This window comes from Paraburkholderia ferrariae NBRC 106233 (assembly GCF_000685035.1).
GTDB classification, from domain to species: Bacteria; Pseudomonadota; Gammaproteobacteria; order Burkholderiales; family Burkholderiaceae; genus Paraburkholderia; species Paraburkholderia ferrariae.
Genome location: NZ_BAYB01000013.1, coordinates 1 through 16,171 on the forward strand (window position 1 = coordinate 1; position 16,171 = coordinate 16,171).

Sequence of the window (16,171 nt, forward strand, 5' to 3'; positions counted from 1 at the left end):
CGCGAGGCCGTCCTGCAGGCGGTTGGACACGCTCGTGATCGAACGGTCGACCTGTGCGTCGATCCAGGTGTTGCGGTCCACGGCTTCGAGCAGTGCTTCGTCGTGGTGTGCGCCGGCTTTGACAGCCGCTTCAGTCATAAAGCGGAACGGTGACGACTCATCCAGTTGACGGGCACCCGCCACGAGCGACGGTGCCCTCCAGACCTGCTCGTCGGCGATCTTCGCACGGCGGTTCGCATGAAACTGCTCGAAGAACTTGGTGATCATGATGTACCAGCTGCCCATCGACATGATGACGAGCAGGATCAGCACGAAGCGTGCGACGAAGTCACCGTTCTTCCACAGGGCATCAAGGCCATAAGGGTTCGTGACCTCGACGGCAGCCACTGGTGAGGGAGGCAGTGCCGCTATCCCGGCCGCCGGGTTGGCCGCTTGCGGCAAAGCCGAAGCCGGAGCGGCAACCGTCGCGCCGCTGGCCTGTGCGTACGCCATGTCTGGTGCGACCAGGGTGCCGGCCGACGCGGTGACGATCAACATGCCTGCCGCAAGAGCGGCGAGAGAACGCTTCTTCATGTTTGCTCCCAATTCAAACGTTGAGCTTCTACAGCTTCACAAAAGTGACTAAAAGGATGATGACCAGCACCATCCGGCTCTTCGGGTCAGTTCAGCGTGAACGAGAACGGAACCTGCACACGCACCGGCTGACCCTGCGAAATGCAATTGAACTTCTTGACCGCGTTGAACGCCGCAGCGTCGAGGCTGTTGTCGTCGGAGGACTTGGCCACGCGCTCGTTCGTGACATGACCTTGCGGGTCCACGACGAATTCGATGAGCACATCGCCCGTCACGTTGTTTTCCTGCGCCTCCTTCGGATACGCGATCGAGCCGCGAATATCGTCGGAGTTCGGGCACACCACGCCCACTTCGTGGCTGAGCGGCTTGGCTGCCGGTGCGGGCGGCGCGGGGGGCGCCGTCACGGGTGCGCTGACAACGGGCGCGGCCTGGTGCGTGATGGTCTGCTGCGGCGGCGCCTGGACCGGCACTTCCGGCGGCGGCACGAACGGCGGCGGCGGCGGCGCGAACTTCGGCGGCGGCAGCTGGACGACCGGCAGCGGCGGCGGCGGCGGCGGTTTCACCGGCTCGATGATCTTCGTTTCGATGGGATGCTGGATGACCTGCACGACCTTGTTCGCGAGGCCGTTGACCAGCGCATAGATCAGCACGACGTGCAGGACGATGACTGCCGCGATGCCGCCATAACGGCGAACGGGATTCTGCTGCTTGCGTCCGAACTCGCGCCGCCTCCATGCCCAATGACCTGTGGCCGAGTCTTCCAGTCGCTGCCCTTGAACTTTCACTGCCACTTCATCTCTCCTGGCGAACCCGCCCGGTTCTGGGACCGCAGCGGTTCTGTTACGTCAAAGCACGCCTGGTTTCGCAAAGAATTCGGCGCTGCAATTTCATTTGCTGTTTGCCAGAAACCCCTGCAAAACGTAAATGCAGGCCGCTGGCAACGGACGTGCCGGTTCGCGCCGCTGTTTGGTGGGAGCGAACAAGCACAGTCGCGAATTGATGCTCGCGACGCAGCGTCATCCAGGCCTGCGGGGTCGCAGCGTCTGGACGGCGCTAATCAGGGTGCACAGAGGATTAACTACGGCGCGCACCGTTTGCCTGCTGGCAAGACGGCGGCTAAAGAAAGAAGGCGCGGACGTCCTGCTGGTCAGGCAACGAAACAGATCGAAGATCGACAACTGCTGCTGTCCAAGGCATTCGCCTCCTTTGTGATGACGGCCGAATTCTAAGTACTTCCGAAATCTCAAGTCAACGGATTTCTTTGACTGGAAGAAAGATGAAGGAAAACTTCGCGGCGACACTTCAATCCTCGGGTCTCACCCGCTAAATCATGGCTTCGCGTGCGGACCATGGATAAAGAGAAAATACTGAAAAATCATGAATGGAGCGGGGTTGGACATGCCAATCTCTATAGTGAATCGCGGAAAATCCCTCAATTCCGCTACGGGCATGATTCTCCGATCATAACTATTAATATAGGATACCGAATTAACTTTCACCGTAGCAGAAAACTGTTGACGTTCAACTGTGCGCGAACCTAGAATTCGCCCGTCAAACCCAAAGGGGCATCCATCTTGGACAGTAGCAGTTGTCGATCTTCGATCTGTTTCGTTGCCTGACCAGCAGGACGTCCGCGCCTTCTTTCTTTAGCCGCCGTCTTGCCAGCAGGCAAACGGTGCGCGCCGTAGTTAATCCTCTGTGCACCCTGATTAGCGCCGTCCGGACGCTGCGACCCCGCACGTCCGTATGGCATCGCGTAGCAATGCATCAACTCGCGACCGTGTGCTTCCGGACCCGTGAACTGATGGCTCGGAGCACGCGTGCGCAAGCACATGGGTAACGGCTTCATGCAACGGGCCTCGATACCGAAGCGATAGCTTCAACACGGCCCAGTTGCCGAAGACTAGCTCATCGCCCTTGTGCTGGAAGATTATTTTTCAAAGTTACTTCTTCTGAACTTCAATTTTTAAGTTAGGTATACAAATCAATACAGTTTCTATTCGATACCTTTACCTGTTCGACGTTACCGACAAGAGAGAAGTGGAAAAATGAAACAAAGAGCGTTAGCGCTAGCTATCAAGAGAATCATCTGGGCAGAGTTCGCCTTGTCGGCCGCGTTCGTCGTGCCGGCCCTTGCGCAAAATCAGCCGGCTCCCCCGGGAACCGTTGCCGATAGTACTGGCAGTGCAGCCTCACCCGGCACACAGAAGTCCGCATCTGCAACGCCTGCGCCCGGCACTGCCGCTACAGGGCATTCAGGCAACAACGTTGCCCAGATAAAGCGCTTCGAAGTAACCGGTTCACTGATTCGCAGTTCCGACAAAACGGGATTCAACCAGGTTCAAACCGTTACGCAGAAGGATATCCAGAGCAGCGGTGCCACCACCGTGACGAATTATCTTCGCGACTCGACTGTCAACTCGGCCAGCAGCTATGGCGAGGACACGGTACTCAACCAGGCGCCAGGCGGAGCGGGCATCGCGCTGCGCGGCCTGAGCGAGAAATACACGTTGACCTTGATCGACGGGCAGCGCGCCGCACTCTATGGCTTCGCGACCGGGGGCACCGAAACGTTTTTTGACGTCAATACGATACCTACGAACATGATCGACCGTATCGAGGTCGTCAAGACAGGAGCGGTATCGCAGTATGGTTCGGATGCGATCGCAGGCGTGATCAATATCATCACGAAGAAAGATTTCCAGGGCCTGCAACTCGACGGCAGCCTAGGGGGAGCGCAACAGGGCGGCCAGGGCACTACGAACTTTAGCGTGCTGGGCGGTTTCGGTGATCTGAACTCGGACCGTTTCAATGTGACCGCCGCCCTCAGCTACTACCGCGCCAGCGGCATCACCATGGATCAGCGCGACATCACCAGCAACGAAGACTACTCCGGCCTGCCGGGTGGCTTTTTCTCGCAACCCAGTTCGTTTCTCACGACCCCGACTGGGCCGCGCGCACTGAGTCCATGCGGCCCGACGGGCACGGTGACGTCTGCTGCAAACAACCTGCAAACGCAGACCGCAGGAACAGTCTGCTCCCAGAATGGTGCGAGTGGTCAATCGCTCGCACCTCAGGTCGAGCACACAAGTGCCAAGGTGCATGCGGACTTCCAGATCAGCGATAACGTTCAGGCGTTTGCCGATCTCTGGGAGAGCTACAACACCACCTCGCTCCTGTCCGGGCTGACCGGATTCGGCGCCAACGCACTCGTACCGTCGCTCTACTATGCTCCGGGCACCGGCTTCGCGGCGTTTTCCCCCACGGTAGGCGGGAATCCGCTGACCTACTACTTCCCGTCTGCGCAGGCCGTGAATACCAACTCCAACTTCTATCGAGCGTCGACTGGCGTGAAAGGTTCGTTCAGCACAGCAAAACTCGGCGAGTGGGACTGGTCCGCGTCGTATGGCCATTCGCAAAGCGAAGTGTCCAATGCCTACACGAACCAGGTCAATGCATCGGTGGTGCAGAGCTATCTGAACGGCGTAACGCCATCCACCTTCAGCGCGGCCACGCTAAACAGCCTGCCGGGTGTGCTCGGTACTTCGTACGACCAGGCAATTTCGAAGCTGGATACGGTCGATGCCACAATCTCCACGTCGGACCTGTTCAAGCTGCCGGCGGGGAACGTAGGCGTGGGATTCGGCGCGCAGTTTCAACATCAGAGCGAGTACATCGGCCCGGGCTCCACCGCATTCGTCAACCCGTACACCCAGGCGGTGGATGGCGAGCGAAATGTCGCCGCCGTCTATTACCAGATCGACATTCCGCTGCTGCGTAACCTGACGTTCAGCCAGTCGGGTCGCTACGATCACTACGACGACTTCGGCGGCGTGTTCTCGCCCCGCTTCGCACTGCGCTACCAGCCGGTCCAACCCCTGACCTTGTATGCCTCGTACGACCGGGGTTTCCGTGCGCCGACGCTGATCGAACTCTACGAAAAGGGCAGCGTGACCTATCAGACCATCGAGGGCACGAACGTCAACGAATATTTTCAGGGCAACCCCAACCTCCAGCCCGAACACACACGGAACTACAATCTTGGCTTTGAGTTTTCGCCAACGCGCTACACTGACATCGGCCTCGACTGGTACAAAATCGACGTCAGCAACGTGATCGGCCAAGGCAATATCGTCGCCGCCTATAACGCCAATCCGGGCCAACCGTTCTACGATCTTGGCTACCAGAATTTTTCGTTCCTTCACACCGATGGCTTCGAAACCACTTTCCGGCAAGCGCTGCCGACCCGGATCGGCACCTTCACGCTCTCGGGCGACTGGGCCTATGTCTGGCATTTCACAATGCCATTGAACGGGATTGCAAGCGACCTGGCTGGCAGCAACCTCCCCAACGATACGGTGTTTGGAGGCGCTTTCCCGCGCTGGAAAGGCAACACCCAGCTGAGCTGGGCGTGGCACAAATGGACGACTGCATTGACCTGGCAATTCACAGGCCCCTATGCCCAGGTGATCGATCGCGGATCGAACGTCGGGTCTTACAGCCTCTTCAATCTGTTCGTGACTTACACCGGTTTCAGGAACTGGACGCTTTATGGCGGCATCAACAACCTGGCCAACCGCATGCCGCCCTTCGACCCGGTGTGGATGTATACCTATCGCGGCTACTACGATCCATCGGTGTATTCGGGCATTGGCCGCTACGGCCAGATCGGTGCGACTTACAAGTTCTGAGGTTCGAACGCTTCAGTGCCAGGCTCTTGCCACGAAGGAAGGCGCGTAGGGATATGCGTTGGATGCCCGTTCTTATGCGACCTCGCCGGCTCACGGTCATACGACCGTGAGCCGGCATCCGGCAACCCTTAAAGTGATATAACACTCGTTGATATCGAATAGATGACTGCGCTAAGGATGGCGTTCAAAACGCGGTCGGCAACGCCGACCTGACCGATGTAAGTATCGCCCAAGTGAAATCAGTGAGGCGAAACTCTCGAATTCGACGTTCTCTTCAGCATGGGTATAGTCCAGCAGTCCGCGTTTGCGCTCGTCTAAACCGGGTCCACGTTCATTCATGCTATGGATTCCTTTATAATTTTGTAGTGACTATCCACAGTTTTCTCAAGGCAAACAGCGTATGCAGTAGCTGCGTGTTCTTCATCAACCCGCGATAATGCACCTTTGGATAGCCACGCACCAGTTCGATACATCCGATTGCATCAGCATCTTGCGTAATTTCGTAGACGAACTTGTCCGTGTGATCTTTCCCGGGCGGCAGTGCGTCAAGTGTTTCGATGGCGGCAGTTTGCCTTCCACAGTCAAGCTATAGCCCGGCGCGCCTTCGAGCACAGCCTGCAAACGCGCTACGCCGCGCGAAGACTGGCGGTCAATCGGATGGAGTGTGAGCATCGATTTTATCGGTTCAGGTCGCTCTTGATTCTCGGGTCACGACGCGCCCCGAGATGCCGCAAAAAGAACCGCCATTCTAGAGCACATAGCCAGAACGCGAGCCGCCGTTACCATGAGTCCGCCTGCCGGTAAGTCCGAACGCCACCACCACCGGCCTGCGCGCAGCGGTCAAGCCCACAGCCGAACGCGAGTAGCCACAGGACCGCGCCCGCGCGACAATTTCAACCTGTCTGCGCAGGCAAAACCGGGCTCGGCATCCCCGCCGGCCTGCTCATCGAAGGACTCCTTAATGGCACTACGCCCTCGCTCATCTCGCCAAGTCACGCTTGCTACTCGCCCGCAAGGCACACTCAAGGCCTCGGACTTCGTCCTCATCGAGACGCCACTGGCCCCGCTCGCACCGCATCAAGTGCTGATACGAAACCGGTGGTTCCGCATCTCAATCTCCACGCGATTGATGGCCAGTCCCGATGCTCAGGATATCAAAGGTATCCCGTTTCCCACGCTCAAACCAGGCGATGTGCTCTCCGATGGCGCAATCGGCGAGGTCGTCGCAGCCGGTCCCGGCACGGAACTACGCGCGGGCGCCACCGTCTCGCACCCGCTCGGCTGGCGCGACTATGCTGTTGTCGATGAGAGGCAATGCAAAACGTTGCCACCGGGACCGGTCGATCCCGCCGCCTGGCTCGGTCACGGCTGGACCGCCTATGCCGCATTGACCCGAGGCATTCAACTACGACGCGGGGATACGGTACTCGTCTCCAGCGGCGCCGGCGCCATCGGATCGATGGCCGGGCAGATCGCGCGCCGGCTCGGGGCCGCACGCGTCATCGGCAGCACCCGCAGCGCGGCCAAAGCCCAATGGATGAAGCAGACGCTCGGCTACGACACCGTGATCGTGCACGACGGCAAACCGTTCGCGGCACAACTCGCGGAAGCCGCTCCCAATGGTATCGACGTATTCGTCGACATGGTCGGCGGCGAACAGTTGACGGCCGCCGTGGCGCAGGCCCGAGAAGGCGCGCGCTTCGCGATTCTGGGCGCGCTTGGCGCAGAACTGCACGCAGCCGGCTCCACGTCCGTCGCGCCGACCGAGATCGACGCCTTCCAGTTGCCTATCAAGAGCATCACATTACGCGGCTACAGCGCCTGCGAGGACGAGGAAAACGGCGACGCCTTCGGCGAATGGATCGCGCGCCAGCGCGCGTGGCAACAAGATGGAACGTTTCATCTTGCACGCACAATGTTCACGGGCCTCGATACAGCGCCTGCCGCCCTGCAGGAAGCATGCGCGGGCAAGCTCACAGGCGTGGTGCTGGTCGCGCTATGAGTGAAGCCGGTTCGCGCGGCATGCGCGAACCCCGCCCGAGGTGGCCCAGGCGGGGTTCCAGACCGGCTGGCCGACTCAATGGCGGCGCGTGACGTCCTTGGCGGCGTCCTTCAAATCGCCCACCTTCTTCTGGGCTTCGCCGCGCGCCTGTTGCAGATCGCCCTTGAGTTCGCGCTCCGAATCGCCCGTCGCGCGGCCCACGGCCTCGTTCACCTTACCTTTGACCTTCTCTGCCGTTCCCTTCACGTGGTCCTTGTTCATCATCCCTCTCCGGTTTCAGCGACACATGTCGCGGCCCCTCGACTGAGCATCCGGCGTGCCCGGCCAGCGAGAGGAGTCCGCCCGCCACCGGATCGAGAACGATCTCCGGAAATGGCTCGGCAATGGCGGCCCGCATTGCCGCCATTGCCGTTTCATCGAGATTTCCCATCGAGAAAGCATCGTTTCGGGCTTGTGCGCTGGGCCATTGCGCGTAGCTGTACCAAATGCCATCGGACCCTCGATGAAGCCTCGCTCCCAGCGAACCGCGCGATCGAAACTCATCCGATAAACGTATCCAGCCTTGGACAAAGGCATCTTCGCTGCCCGGATGCAGGCGCCATCGATACAGGACAACGAAGCCCGGCGGCACGCGTTTGGTCATCGGGACACAGGCCAATTTCAGTCCGCGCGCAGTGCGGTAGATGGAAACCGAATCCCCTGTCCAGCCGAGACTCCGATAAAACGGCGCCGCGTTCAACGTGGCGTCGAGCCGCATTTCGACAAGGCCATGGCGAGCGGCCAACACTTCGAGAAACTGCAGCATCTTGCCGCCAATGCCGCGCCCCATGTGAGACGGCCGCACGAAGATGGCGTCCACCTGCCCGCTTTCTACGGTGAGCATGCCGGTACCCACCACCCATCCGTCATGGACGGCGACGTAGAAGTCACGCTCCACGACGCTAATCCATCTCTCCGTGGGTGTGCCTTCCACCCATCCAGCGAGATCGGCTTCGGAATAATGGCCAGCGCACGCGGCAAGCACCGAGGTTCGGCGGATTTCCCATGCGTCGATGGCATCGTCGCGGGTCGCTTTTCGTATCGTCAACATGTCATGCCCCGCCTGGAGAACCGCGTTGGCGCGCCGTCAACGTTGCGGCGGAAGGCAATACGTATCGTGTTGTGCATGCAACCACTCCTGTTTGTGCCGAGGCAATGCGGAGCGGCTGGAAAAGACACGGCCCCGTCTTGACTGGCGGGGCCGTAGAGGAAAACTGTGTGCGATGAATAAACGTCACACTCTCCACGACCCGCCAATGGCAGTCATGGTGCACATCATGGATTGGAGCGCGCTGGAACTCATCGGGGTAGTTTGCCGTGCCCGGACATTGCCGTCAACGGCCGTCCGGCGGTCAGTGAAGTGCAAGAGTTATCAGGCGCCGGCCGGGGGCTCGCGATGTTCGCTGCGACGGAGTAACGCCGCATCTCGCGAAGTGGGTGCGGGGACATCGCCTGAGGGCTCGCCGATTTCCATGTCGAGCAACGCCGTACTCACCGACTTCCCATGCGCATCGAGCGCAAGCGAACGCGTGACCCCGCCGCCGAGCGCCCGTCCCAGCACAAAGTTGAAAGCCCCCAGCAATGCAAGCTCGTAACGCACAACATCGCCTTGCACGACCTCCGCGAGATGCGCCTTCACACGCTCGGGCGTCAGGGCCTCGCGCAGATAAGCGTAGTGCTTGTCGTCGTAGCAGATCACCGAAACATTAAGCGTATTGCCTTTGTCGCCGGTTCGGCCATGAGCCAGTTCACGCAGTTTCATCGCTTGCCTCCACGAATGCGAAGACGGGTTTCACCAGCTCGCGCGGCAGCAGCACCGATTGTACGGCGAGCACCTCCCTCGTCGCCCGGGTCACGCCGCCGCCGCCCGCCGGTCCGTTGGTGTAGAGCGTCTCAACTTCGTTGCCGATGCGGGCTGCTTCCTTCGCGCTCGCAGTACGACCCGCCACGCGTACGCGCACTTCGTACGGCGCGTCATGGTTTGCCGCCAGCGCGTCGCCGTAAAGCGCGTTCACGCCGATCAGATCGAACCGCAACTCGCCCGTATCGACGCCCGTGGCCGCGAGGCGCTCGCGCACGATATCGAGCGCAAGCCGCGCCCGTGCAACCGCACCCGGCCCACCATAGGAAATCTGGCCTTCACCGATGTAGCCGTCGATATACGCCACCGACACCTTTAGCGTACCGGTGCGAGCCTGACCCCGCCCGCCCGTCACGCGCACCCGGTCCTTCGCTTCCTGAGCAACGCGCACCTGCGTGAAGTCCGCCACGACATCCGGCTGATAGTAGCGGCCCGGATCGTGAATCTCGTAGAGCAGTTGCTCCTTGCACGTCGCCTCGGTCACGCAGCCGCCGGCGTGCGGCACCTTCGTCACGACAACGGCGCCGTTCGCGCTCACTTCGCCGATGGGAAAGCCAAGGCGCGCGAGATTCGGCACGTCCTTGTAACCGGGGTCGGCAAAGTAGCCGCCCGTCACCTGTCCCGCGCATTCGAGCAGATGCCCGACCACCGTCGCCTGCCCGAGCGTGTTCCAGTCGTCGAAGTGCCAGCCGAATTCGTGGATGAGCGGCGCCGTGAAGATCGAAGGGTCCGCAACGCGGCCCGTGAGCACGATATCCGCGCCGGCCGCAAGCGCTTGAACAATCGGTGCCGCGCCGAGATACGCGTTTGCCGAAACGATGCGCTCCCGGTAGTCGTTCACGTCGTCTCCGGATTCTTCGAAGCGCAGGTGCGAACGCAGCACGGCGTCCAGCACGTCGTCGCCCGTCACGGCGGCGATCTTCAGGCCGGGCAAGCCGAGCTCGCTTGCGATCTGCGCGGTCTTCCTCGCCGCCGCGCGCGGATTGGCCGCACCCATGTTCGAGATGATACGTACGCGCTGCTTCACCGCGGCGGGCAGTACGGCGCGCATGCGCGCCTCGAGCAACGGATCGTAGCCCAGTTGCGCATCGTTGCGGCGCGCCTGCTGCGCGATCGCAATGGTGCGCTCGGCAAGGCACTCGAACACGAGATAGTCCAGCGCGCCGTGCTCCGCGAGTTCGACCGCGGGTTCGATGCGGTCTCCTGAATAACCGGCGCCCGCGCCGATGCGCACGCGCTTTTCTGCAGGGATATCATTCATGGCGTCAACCCTACCTCGTTACAGCGGAAACACGCCCAGCACGACACAAGCAATCGTCATCACGATCGAGGCACCGAACAGCAGCGGAAACGTAAACTTCTGGTGATCGGCGAGATCGATGCCGCACAAGCCAACAACGAGAAACGTCGCAGGCGTGAGCGGGCTCACGGGGAATCCGGTCGTCATCTGGCCAAGCAGTGCCGCCTGGCCCACGTGTACCGCCGGCACGCCAAGCTGCGACGCCACCTCTGCAATTACCGGCAGCACACCGAAATAAAACGAGTCGGGATCGAACAGCATGGAAAGCGGCATCGACACGAGTCCGAGCGCAACCGGAATATGCCCCGCCATCGCGGGCGGCACGAAGCCAACCGCCGCCTGCGCCATCGCCTTGAGCATGCCGCTGCCCTGCATGATGCCTGTGAACACGCCGGCCGCGAGCAGGATGCCCGCCATCATCAGCGCGGCGCGCGCGTGGGCGTCGATGCGCTTGCGCTGCATGTCGACGTTCGGGTAGTTCACCATCAGCGCGATGCACAGGCCCACCATGAACATGATCGCGGGCGGAATCTTCTCGCCCATCGTGACCATCGTGCCGAGCACGGCGACGGTCAGCAGGATGTTGAACCAGAAGTTCCGGGGGCGGCGCAGCGCCTGTTCTTCCGGAGTGAGTTCGCGCTTCGGCATCGGAATCGAACCGGCCGCGCCCGAGTAGCCAAGGCGCTTCTCTTCACGACGGCCCAGCCACCACGCCATGCCGAACACGAAGACGAGGCCGATGGCCTGCACAGGAATCAGCGGATTGAAGAGCGACGAAATGGGCAGATGCAGCGAGGCGGACGCGCGGATCATCGGCCCTGTCCACGGCAGGAAATTGATGCCCGCGGCCATGGATACGGCCGCGGCCAGCACCCGCTTGTCCATGTCGAGGCGCTCGTAGAGCGGCAGCATGGCCGGGATCGTCACGAGGAAACACACGGCGCCCGAGCCATCCAGATGAATGAGCAGGGCGAGCAGCGTGGTTCCCATCACAATGCGCGTGGGCTTGGTGCCGACGGTGCGCAGGATGCGGTCGATGATCGGATCGAGCGTGCCCGCGTCGGTAATCGTCCCGAAGTACAGGATCGCGAAGACGAACATGCCGACCACGGGTGCGAGACTCTTGAGCCCCTCGATGACGAAATGGCTGGTCTGCAAGCCGAACCCGCCGATCAGCGACGCCGCGATCGGCACGATGATGAGGGCGACCAGCGGCGACATGCGCTTCGAAAGAATCGCCCCAAGCAGGACGACGATGGTGGCAAGCCCCAATAAAGGCAGCATGAGTCTGTCTCCGGATCTTGTTTTCTGATGCTCGTCAGCGTATGGTCGAAGCGGCGATAACACAATTGAAATGATTTGATCGCAGCTATTACGGACCATTATGGATCTCAATCTGCGCGACATTCGCGCGCTCATCGCCGTTGCCGAGGCCGGGAGCTTCACGCGTGCGGCCGAGCGGCTGCATCTCTCGCAGCCGGCCCTGACGGTGCAGATACGCAGACTGGAGGAAGCCGTCGGCGTGCGGCTGTTCGACCGCAATAGCCGCAACGTCGCGCTCACGCAAACCGGGCGCGAGCTGCTGCCGCTCCTGCGCCAGTCGCTGCGCGACATGGAGGCGGTGCTGCGCGACGCGCGGGCACTGGGCGCCGGGGAAAGCGGTTCGGTCCGCATTGCGTGCCTGCCGACGTTCGCCGCGAGCGTCTTGCCCGAACTCGTCGCGCAGATGAAGCGCGATGTGCCGCGGGTTGCGTTCCAGGTCAGCGATGGGGTTGCGAGCAGCGTCAATGCGCTCGTGCGCAACGAAGAAGCCGACATCGGCCTGACCGGCGGCGAGGTGCTCGACCCGATGCTGGAAGTGCTGCATGCCGGCGTGGACCGGCTCGTGGCGGTGTGCCCCCGCGCGCATCCGCTGGCGAAGAAGCGTCGCATCGCGCTCGACGATCTCACGGCCTCGCCGCTGGTGCTGACCGCGCCGGGTACGAGCGTGCGCGCAGTGGTCGATGCCGCGCTCAGCGCTTCGCGCGAAGCGCTCGACATCGCCTGCGAACCGACTTACATGATGACGGCCGTCGCCATGGTGCGCGCGGGGCTCGGCATTACGATCCTGCCGGAAACCGCGCGCGAGGTGCATGCGGAACCGGGACTCGTGACGAAGCCCATCGCGCATCCCGCGTTCGTGCGGCCGATTGCGATCGTGAAGAAGAGAGGCAGGACCCTGCCTGCCATAACGGAAAAGTTCGTAGTGCTAATGCGGCAAGCGTTGCTGAAGCGATGAGCGCGTACCTTGGCCCGCGCGCTGCGCTTATCGTCCGCTCAAGAACGGCAGCAGCAATTCCGTCACGGCTTCGGGCTTTTCCTGCTGGATGAAATGCCCGCCGCGCGCAATCAGATGATTGCCGGCCAGATGCGGAACGTTGTTCGCCAGGTTCGCGTACTCGTCGTGCGTCATTTTCAGCACGCCATCGAGTTCGCCGGCAATGAACAGCGCGGGCTGCAGAAGCTTCGCGCCGTCGAGGAACGGCGTCAGCTCCCAGTTCCGGTCGAGATTCCGGTACCAGTTGATCCCGCCGCGAAAGCCGGATAACTCGAAGCGCCCAACCAGATAGTCGAGATCCGCCGCGGGCAGCCAGTCGGGCAGCGTGGCGGGAATCGCGAGGTTGTCGATAAGCCGCGTGCCCTTCGCGAACCTCGCAAAGCTCATCCGCTTGTGCGCATCGTCGAACTGCGCATCGCCCGACGCGCTGTAGAGCACGCCAAGGAGGGAGCGGCGAATGTCGAGTTCCAACTCCCGCTCTACCTTGCCCGGCTCCTGAAAGTAATGCTGATAGAAGTGGTGATCCTGCGTGGCGACTTCGAAGCGCGCCGCCGGCCGCAGCTTGTGCCGCGGCATATAAGGCACGCTCAGGAGTGCGATCTTCCTGAACACATCGGGACGCAACAAGGCAGCGTACTGCACGACCATCGAACCCCAGTCGTGCCCGACGAGCGTCGCCTCTTCCTCGCCGAGGGCACGCACGAGGCCAACCAGATCGCCTGCGAGATTGAGCACGTGATACGCGTCGATGGCGAGCGGCGCGTCGGTCTCGCCGTAGCCGCGCTGATCCATGGCGACCACGCGAAAGCCCGCTGCGGCGAGCGGCGCGATCTGATGACGCCATGAGAACCACGATTCGGGCCAGCCGTGGCACAGCAACACGAGCGGCCCGGCTCCTGCTTCGACGTAGTGAACGCGAATGCCGTTCGTGAACGCATAACCATGCTTCCAATCTATCGACATCGCGCTACTCCTCTTGGGGTCGGCTACTCACGCGCTCCGGCTCAGGCCAGCGCCGGATAATCGACGTATCCGTGCGCGCCCGTGCCGCCGTACAGCGAAGCGTCCTTGAACGGCGGGTTGAGCGGCGCATTCTCGCGAAAGCGGCGCGGCAAATCCGGCGTCGTAATCATGGCGCGGCCGAACGAGACCATGTCGCCCCGCCCGCTTTGCAGCGCGTCGACTGCCATCTCCTTCGTATAGCCGTTGTTCAGCATCCAGACGCCGGAGTACAGGCGGCGCAGCGCTTCGTAGTCGAACGGCGCGTTGTCGCGCGGACCGCCCGTATGCCCTTCCACGACATGGATATACACCGGATGCAGCTTCTCGAGTTCGCGCACCACGTGCTCGAACAGCGGCTGCGGGTTGCTTTCCGACGAATCGTTCACAGGCGAAACCGGCGACAGCCGAATACCGACGCGATCCGCACCAATCTCGCCGATCACGGCGGTCATGACTTCCACCAGGAAGCGGGCGCGATTCTCGATGCTGCCGCCGTAGGTGTCGGTGCGGTGGTTCGAGCCATCGCGCAGGAAGGCGTCGATCAGATAGCCGTGTGCGCCGTGAATCTCGACACCGTCGAATCCGGCTTCCATCGCCTTCGCCGCCGCGGTGCGGAAGTCGTCGACGATACCGGCGATCTCGGCCGTAGCGAGCGCGCGCGGCTCCGAGCAATCGACAAAACCCTGATCGACGATATAGGTCTTGGCCTTCGCGGCAATGGCAGACGGCGCGACCGGCGCCTGATTGCCCGGCTGGAAGTGCGTATGCGACATGCGGCCCGTGTGCCAGAGCTGCACGAAGATCTTGCCGCCCTTGGCATGCACGGCGTCGGTCACTTTCTTCCAGGCGGCGATCTGCTCGTCGGTGTAGATACCCGGCGTATGGGTATAGCCCTGGGCCGTACCCGACACCTGCGTCGCCTCGGCGATGATGAGGCCCACGCCCGCACGCTGGCTGTAGTACTCGACCACCATGTCGGTGGGCGAGAGGCTGTCGTCGGCGCGGCTGCGCGTGAGCGGCGCCATCGCCATGCGGTTCGCGAGTTCGAGCTTGCCGAGCTTGATCGGCTGGAACAGCACGTCGGTGAGGCCGGTTTCGGTCTGGACACCCATGTTTAGGACTACTCCAAAGTTGGCGTGACGGGGGCGGCCGCCCGGACGGGCGGCGGGAAAAGACGATCGAGAATCAGCTCGACGCTCTGGCGCAGCGGCTCCACCGAGCGCTCGAGCTTCACGCGCAGCAGGGCGCCTTCCCAGGCATCCCATGCGAGACCCGACAGCGCAACCGCATCGACATCCGCGCGAATGTCGCCATGTGCCTGCGCACGGCCGATCATCCCGGCAAGGCGCTCGCGCCATTCGCGCTGCGCGTCGAGCAGCGCGACGCGGCACGGGTCGCTCGCAAGCCCGATCTCCGCCGCGAAATTGCCGACGAGGCACCCGACCTGCATCGACCGGCGCTCGTGGTACGCGATCATCTGCTCGAACACGTAGCGAATCGCGGCCATGGGCTGCGGCGGCGCGCTCGCCATCATCGCTTCCCACGAGCGCTGCAGGTAGGCCGCGTACTGCGCAATGATCTCCACCGCGAAAGCTTCCTTGCTCTCGAAGTGGTTGTAGAACGAGCCCTTCGGGACGCCCGCGTGATCGGTGATCTGCTGGATGCCGGTGGCGTTGTAGCCCTGGCGCGAGAAGAGCTCGCGCCCCGCCCTCACAAGGCGATTCGGGATGTCGGTTTTGTCGGCGGTTCGAGACATGGCCGAATAATATGACCGGTCGTCTTAAAAGTCAAACAGCCCCTCTTGCGCCCGCTTTCGCCCCCGCTTTAGCCCCTGTAAGTCGATTCCCGGCCTCCACCAACGCCTGCTGATTGCGGCGCGCGTGGGCCAGTGGGTGTTTCTGTCGAGAAATGAGGAAGCGCTCCGTGCGTTTGCGAAGCACGTTGCACTGCAACGCCAGGGATCGGCAAGCGCGCGTCAGCCCTTGCCCTTGGGCAGCACGCTCTTGTGCCCGCGTTTGCGCGGCGTCGGCGCCACGCCGATGCGCGGATCGCGTGCAAGCACGAGGCCCACGACCGTTTCCGCGGTGTCTTCGAACGCCGCATCGGCCTGCGAAATATAGAGCCATTTTCCGAGCACCGAATGCGGCTTCAGTGCCGGAAGCTCCTCGATGAGCGCGGCGTGATGCTCGCGCGACGTGCAGACGAGAAGCCCGTTCCAGGGCTCGTCGCCGTCGCCGGCGGTGAGACAGAGCAGGCCGTCCAGATACGCGGCATCGGATCCGAACATCCGCTTCGTGACGTAGGTGGCGTCGCGCTCGAGCGGCTCGAAGATCCATAGCAAGGAATTGCGGACAGTCGCGGGCATACGGTCACAGTCTCCAGGCAA

At 62.1% G+C, this 16,171-nt stretch carries 13 protein-coding genes and 3 pseudogenes; 4 read left to right on the top strand and 12 right to left on the bottom strand.

Features of this window, described 5'->3' with window-relative positions:
• Both BFE01S_RS15335 and BFE01S_RS15340 read right to left on the bottom strand, forming a co-directional pair.
• A pseudogene (locus tag BFE01S_RS15335) lies at positions 1–573 on the bottom strand (MotA/TolQ/ExbB proton channel family protein); the annotation flags it as partial.
• A gap of 86 nt (positions 574–659) precedes the next feature.
• Positions 660–1,364, bottom strand: a complete 705-nt coding sequence (locus BFE01S_RS15340) for an energy transducer TonB (protein WP_062871682.1) — start codon at positions 1,362–1,364, stop codon at positions 660–662.
• Between BFE01S_RS15340 and BFE01S_RS44300 the strand changes: the two genes are divergently transcribed.
• Positions 1,347–1,802, top strand: a complete 456-nt coding sequence (locus tag BFE01S_RS44300; RefSeq protein WP_156967022.1) for a hypothetical protein — start codon at positions 1,347–1,349, stop codon at positions 1,800–1,802. The genes BFE01S_RS15340 and BFE01S_RS44300 overlap by 18 nt on opposite strands.
• 819 nt (positions 1,803–2,621) lie before the next feature.
• A complete protein-coding gene (locus BFE01S_RS15345) occupies positions 2,622–5,264 on the top strand; it encodes a TonB-dependent receptor (protein WP_028226289.1) in 2,643 nt (880 codons plus the stop codon).
• A 352-nt stretch (positions 5,265–5,616) separates the two neighbouring features.
• On the opposite strand, the pseudogene BFE01S_RS45815 reads toward BFE01S_RS15345, so the two are convergent.
• Positions 5,617–5,718: pseudogene (locus BFE01S_RS45815) on the bottom strand (IS5/IS1182 family transposase); the annotation flags it as partial.
• 330 nt (positions 5,719–6,048) lie between these two features.
• Here BFE01S_RS45815 and BFE01S_RS15350 point away from each other — a divergent pair.
• Positions 6,049–7,266: an MDR family NADP-dependent oxidoreductase gene (locus BFE01S_RS15350; protein WP_218002913.1), complete on the top strand. Its 1,218-nt coding sequence runs from the start codon at positions 6,049–6,051 to the stop codon at positions 7,264–7,266.
• 75 nt (positions 7,267–7,341) lie between these two features.
• On the opposite strand, the gene BFE01S_RS15355 is transcribed toward BFE01S_RS15350, so the two are convergent.
• From BFE01S_RS15355 to BFE01S_RS15375, 5 genes and pseudogenes are all read right to left on the bottom strand, one after another.
• The gene (locus BFE01S_RS15355) at positions 7,342–7,527 is read right to left on the bottom strand and encodes a CsbD family protein (RefSeq protein ID WP_028226291.1); all 186 of its coding nucleotides are present in this window, start codon (positions 7,525–7,527) and stop codon (positions 7,342–7,344) included.
• Entirely contained in the window at positions 7,481–8,356 is an 876-nt protein-coding gene (locus BFE01S_RS46395) for a GNAT family N-acetyltransferase (RefSeq protein WP_084169875.1), read from the bottom strand. Before BFE01S_RS46395 ends, BFE01S_RS15355 begins: the two co-directional genes overlap by 47 nt.
• A gap of 405 nt (positions 8,357–8,761) precedes the next feature.
• A pseudogene (locus BFE01S_RS38700) lies at positions 8,762–9,067 on the bottom strand (AtuA-related protein); the annotation flags it as partial.
• Positions 9,054–10,427 carry an acyclic terpene utilization AtuA family protein gene (locus BFE01S_RS15370; RefSeq protein ID WP_028226292.1) on the bottom strand — a complete coding sequence of 458 codons (1,374 nt, stop codon included), beginning with the start codon at positions 10,425–10,427 and terminating at the stop codon, positions 9,054–9,056. The gene BFE01S_RS15370 and the pseudogene BFE01S_RS38700, both read right to left, overlap by 14 nt.
• A gap of 18 nt (positions 10,428–10,445) precedes the next feature.
• The gene (locus tag BFE01S_RS15375; RefSeq protein ID WP_028226293.1) at positions 10,446–11,750 is read right to left on the bottom strand and encodes a CitMHS family transporter; all 1,305 of its coding nucleotides are present in this window, start codon (positions 11,748–11,750) and stop codon (positions 10,446–10,448) included.
• Positions 11,751–11,850: 100 nt separating this feature from the next.
• Here BFE01S_RS15375 and BFE01S_RS15380 point away from each other — a divergent pair, with 100 nt between their 5' ends.
• Entirely contained in the window at positions 11,851–12,744 is an 894-nt protein-coding gene (locus BFE01S_RS15380) for a LysR family transcriptional regulator (protein WP_028226294.1), read from the top strand.
• 27 nt (positions 12,745–12,771) lie between these two features.
• Here the strand turns inward: BFE01S_RS15380 and BFE01S_RS15385 are convergent, their stop codons facing one another.
• From BFE01S_RS15385 to BFE01S_RS15400, 4 genes are all read right to left on the bottom strand, one after another.
• On the bottom strand, positions 12,772–13,746 hold the full coding sequence (locus BFE01S_RS15385; protein WP_042337715.1) for an alpha/beta fold hydrolase: 975 nt from the start codon (positions 13,744–13,746) through the stop codon (positions 12,772–12,774).
• Between the two features lie 41 nt (positions 13,747–13,787).
• Positions 13,788–14,897, bottom strand: coding sequence for an alkene reductase (locus BFE01S_RS15390; RefSeq protein WP_028226296.1), 1,110 nt, complete (start codon positions 14,895–14,897; stop codon positions 13,788–13,790).
• A gap of 8 nt (positions 14,898–14,905) precedes the next feature.
• The gene (locus BFE01S_RS15395) at positions 14,906–15,541 is read right to left on the bottom strand and encodes a TetR/AcrR family transcriptional regulator (RefSeq protein WP_028226297.1); all 636 of its coding nucleotides are present in this window, start codon (positions 15,539–15,541) and stop codon (positions 14,906–14,908) included.
• A gap of 219 nt (positions 15,542–15,760) precedes the next feature.
• Positions 15,761–16,150, bottom strand: coding sequence for a hypothetical protein (locus BFE01S_RS15400; protein WP_028226298.1), 390 nt, complete (start codon positions 16,148–16,150; stop codon positions 15,761–15,763).
• Positions 16,151–16,171: the final 21 nt, after the last annotated feature.

Excerpts from the sequence above, each read along its gene's own strand:
- BFE01S_RS15375 (WP_028226293.1), bottom strand. The coding sequence starts at position 11,750 with ATGCTGCCTTTATTGGGGCTTGCCACCATCGTCGTCCTGCTTGGGGCG.
- BFE01S_RS15370 (WP_028226292.1), bottom strand. The coding sequence starts at position 10,427 with ATGAATGATATCCCTGCAGAAAAGCGCGTGCGCATCGGCGCGGGCGCC.
- BFE01S_RS15385 (WP_042337715.1), bottom strand. The coding sequence starts at position 13,746 with ATGTCGATAGATTGGAAGCATGGTTATGCGTTCACGAACGGCATTCGC.
- BFE01S_RS15380 (WP_028226294.1), top strand. The coding sequence starts at position 11,851 with ATGGATCTCAATCTGCGCGACATTCGCGCGCTCATCGCCGTTGCCGAG.
- BFE01S_RS15390 (WP_028226296.1), bottom strand. The coding sequence starts at position 14,897 with ATGGGTGTCCAGACCGAAACCGGCCTCACCGACGTGCTGTTCCAGCCG.
- BFE01S_RS46395 (WP_084169875.1), bottom strand. The coding sequence starts at position 8,356 with ATGTTGACGATACGAAAAGCGACCCGCGACGATGCCATCGACGCATGG.
- BFE01S_RS15350 (WP_218002913.1), top strand. The coding sequence starts at position 6,049 with ATGAGTCCGCCTGCCGGTAAGTCCGAACGCCACCACCACCGGCCTGCG.
- BFE01S_RS15355 (WP_028226291.1), bottom strand. The coding sequence starts at position 7,527 with ATGAACAAGGACCACGTGAAGGGAACGGCAGAGAAGGTCAAAGGTAAG.
- BFE01S_RS15400 (WP_028226298.1), bottom strand. The coding sequence starts at position 16,150 with ATGCCCGCGACTGTCCGCAATTCCTTGCTATGGATCTTCGAGCCGCTC.
- BFE01S_RS15345 (WP_028226289.1), top strand. The coding sequence starts at position 2,622 with ATGAAACAAAGAGCGTTAGCGCTAGCTATCAAGAGAATCATCTGGGCA.
- BFE01S_RS15395 (WP_028226297.1), bottom strand. The coding sequence starts at position 15,541 with ATGTCTCGAACCGCCGACAAAACCGACATCCCGAATCGCCTTGTGAGG.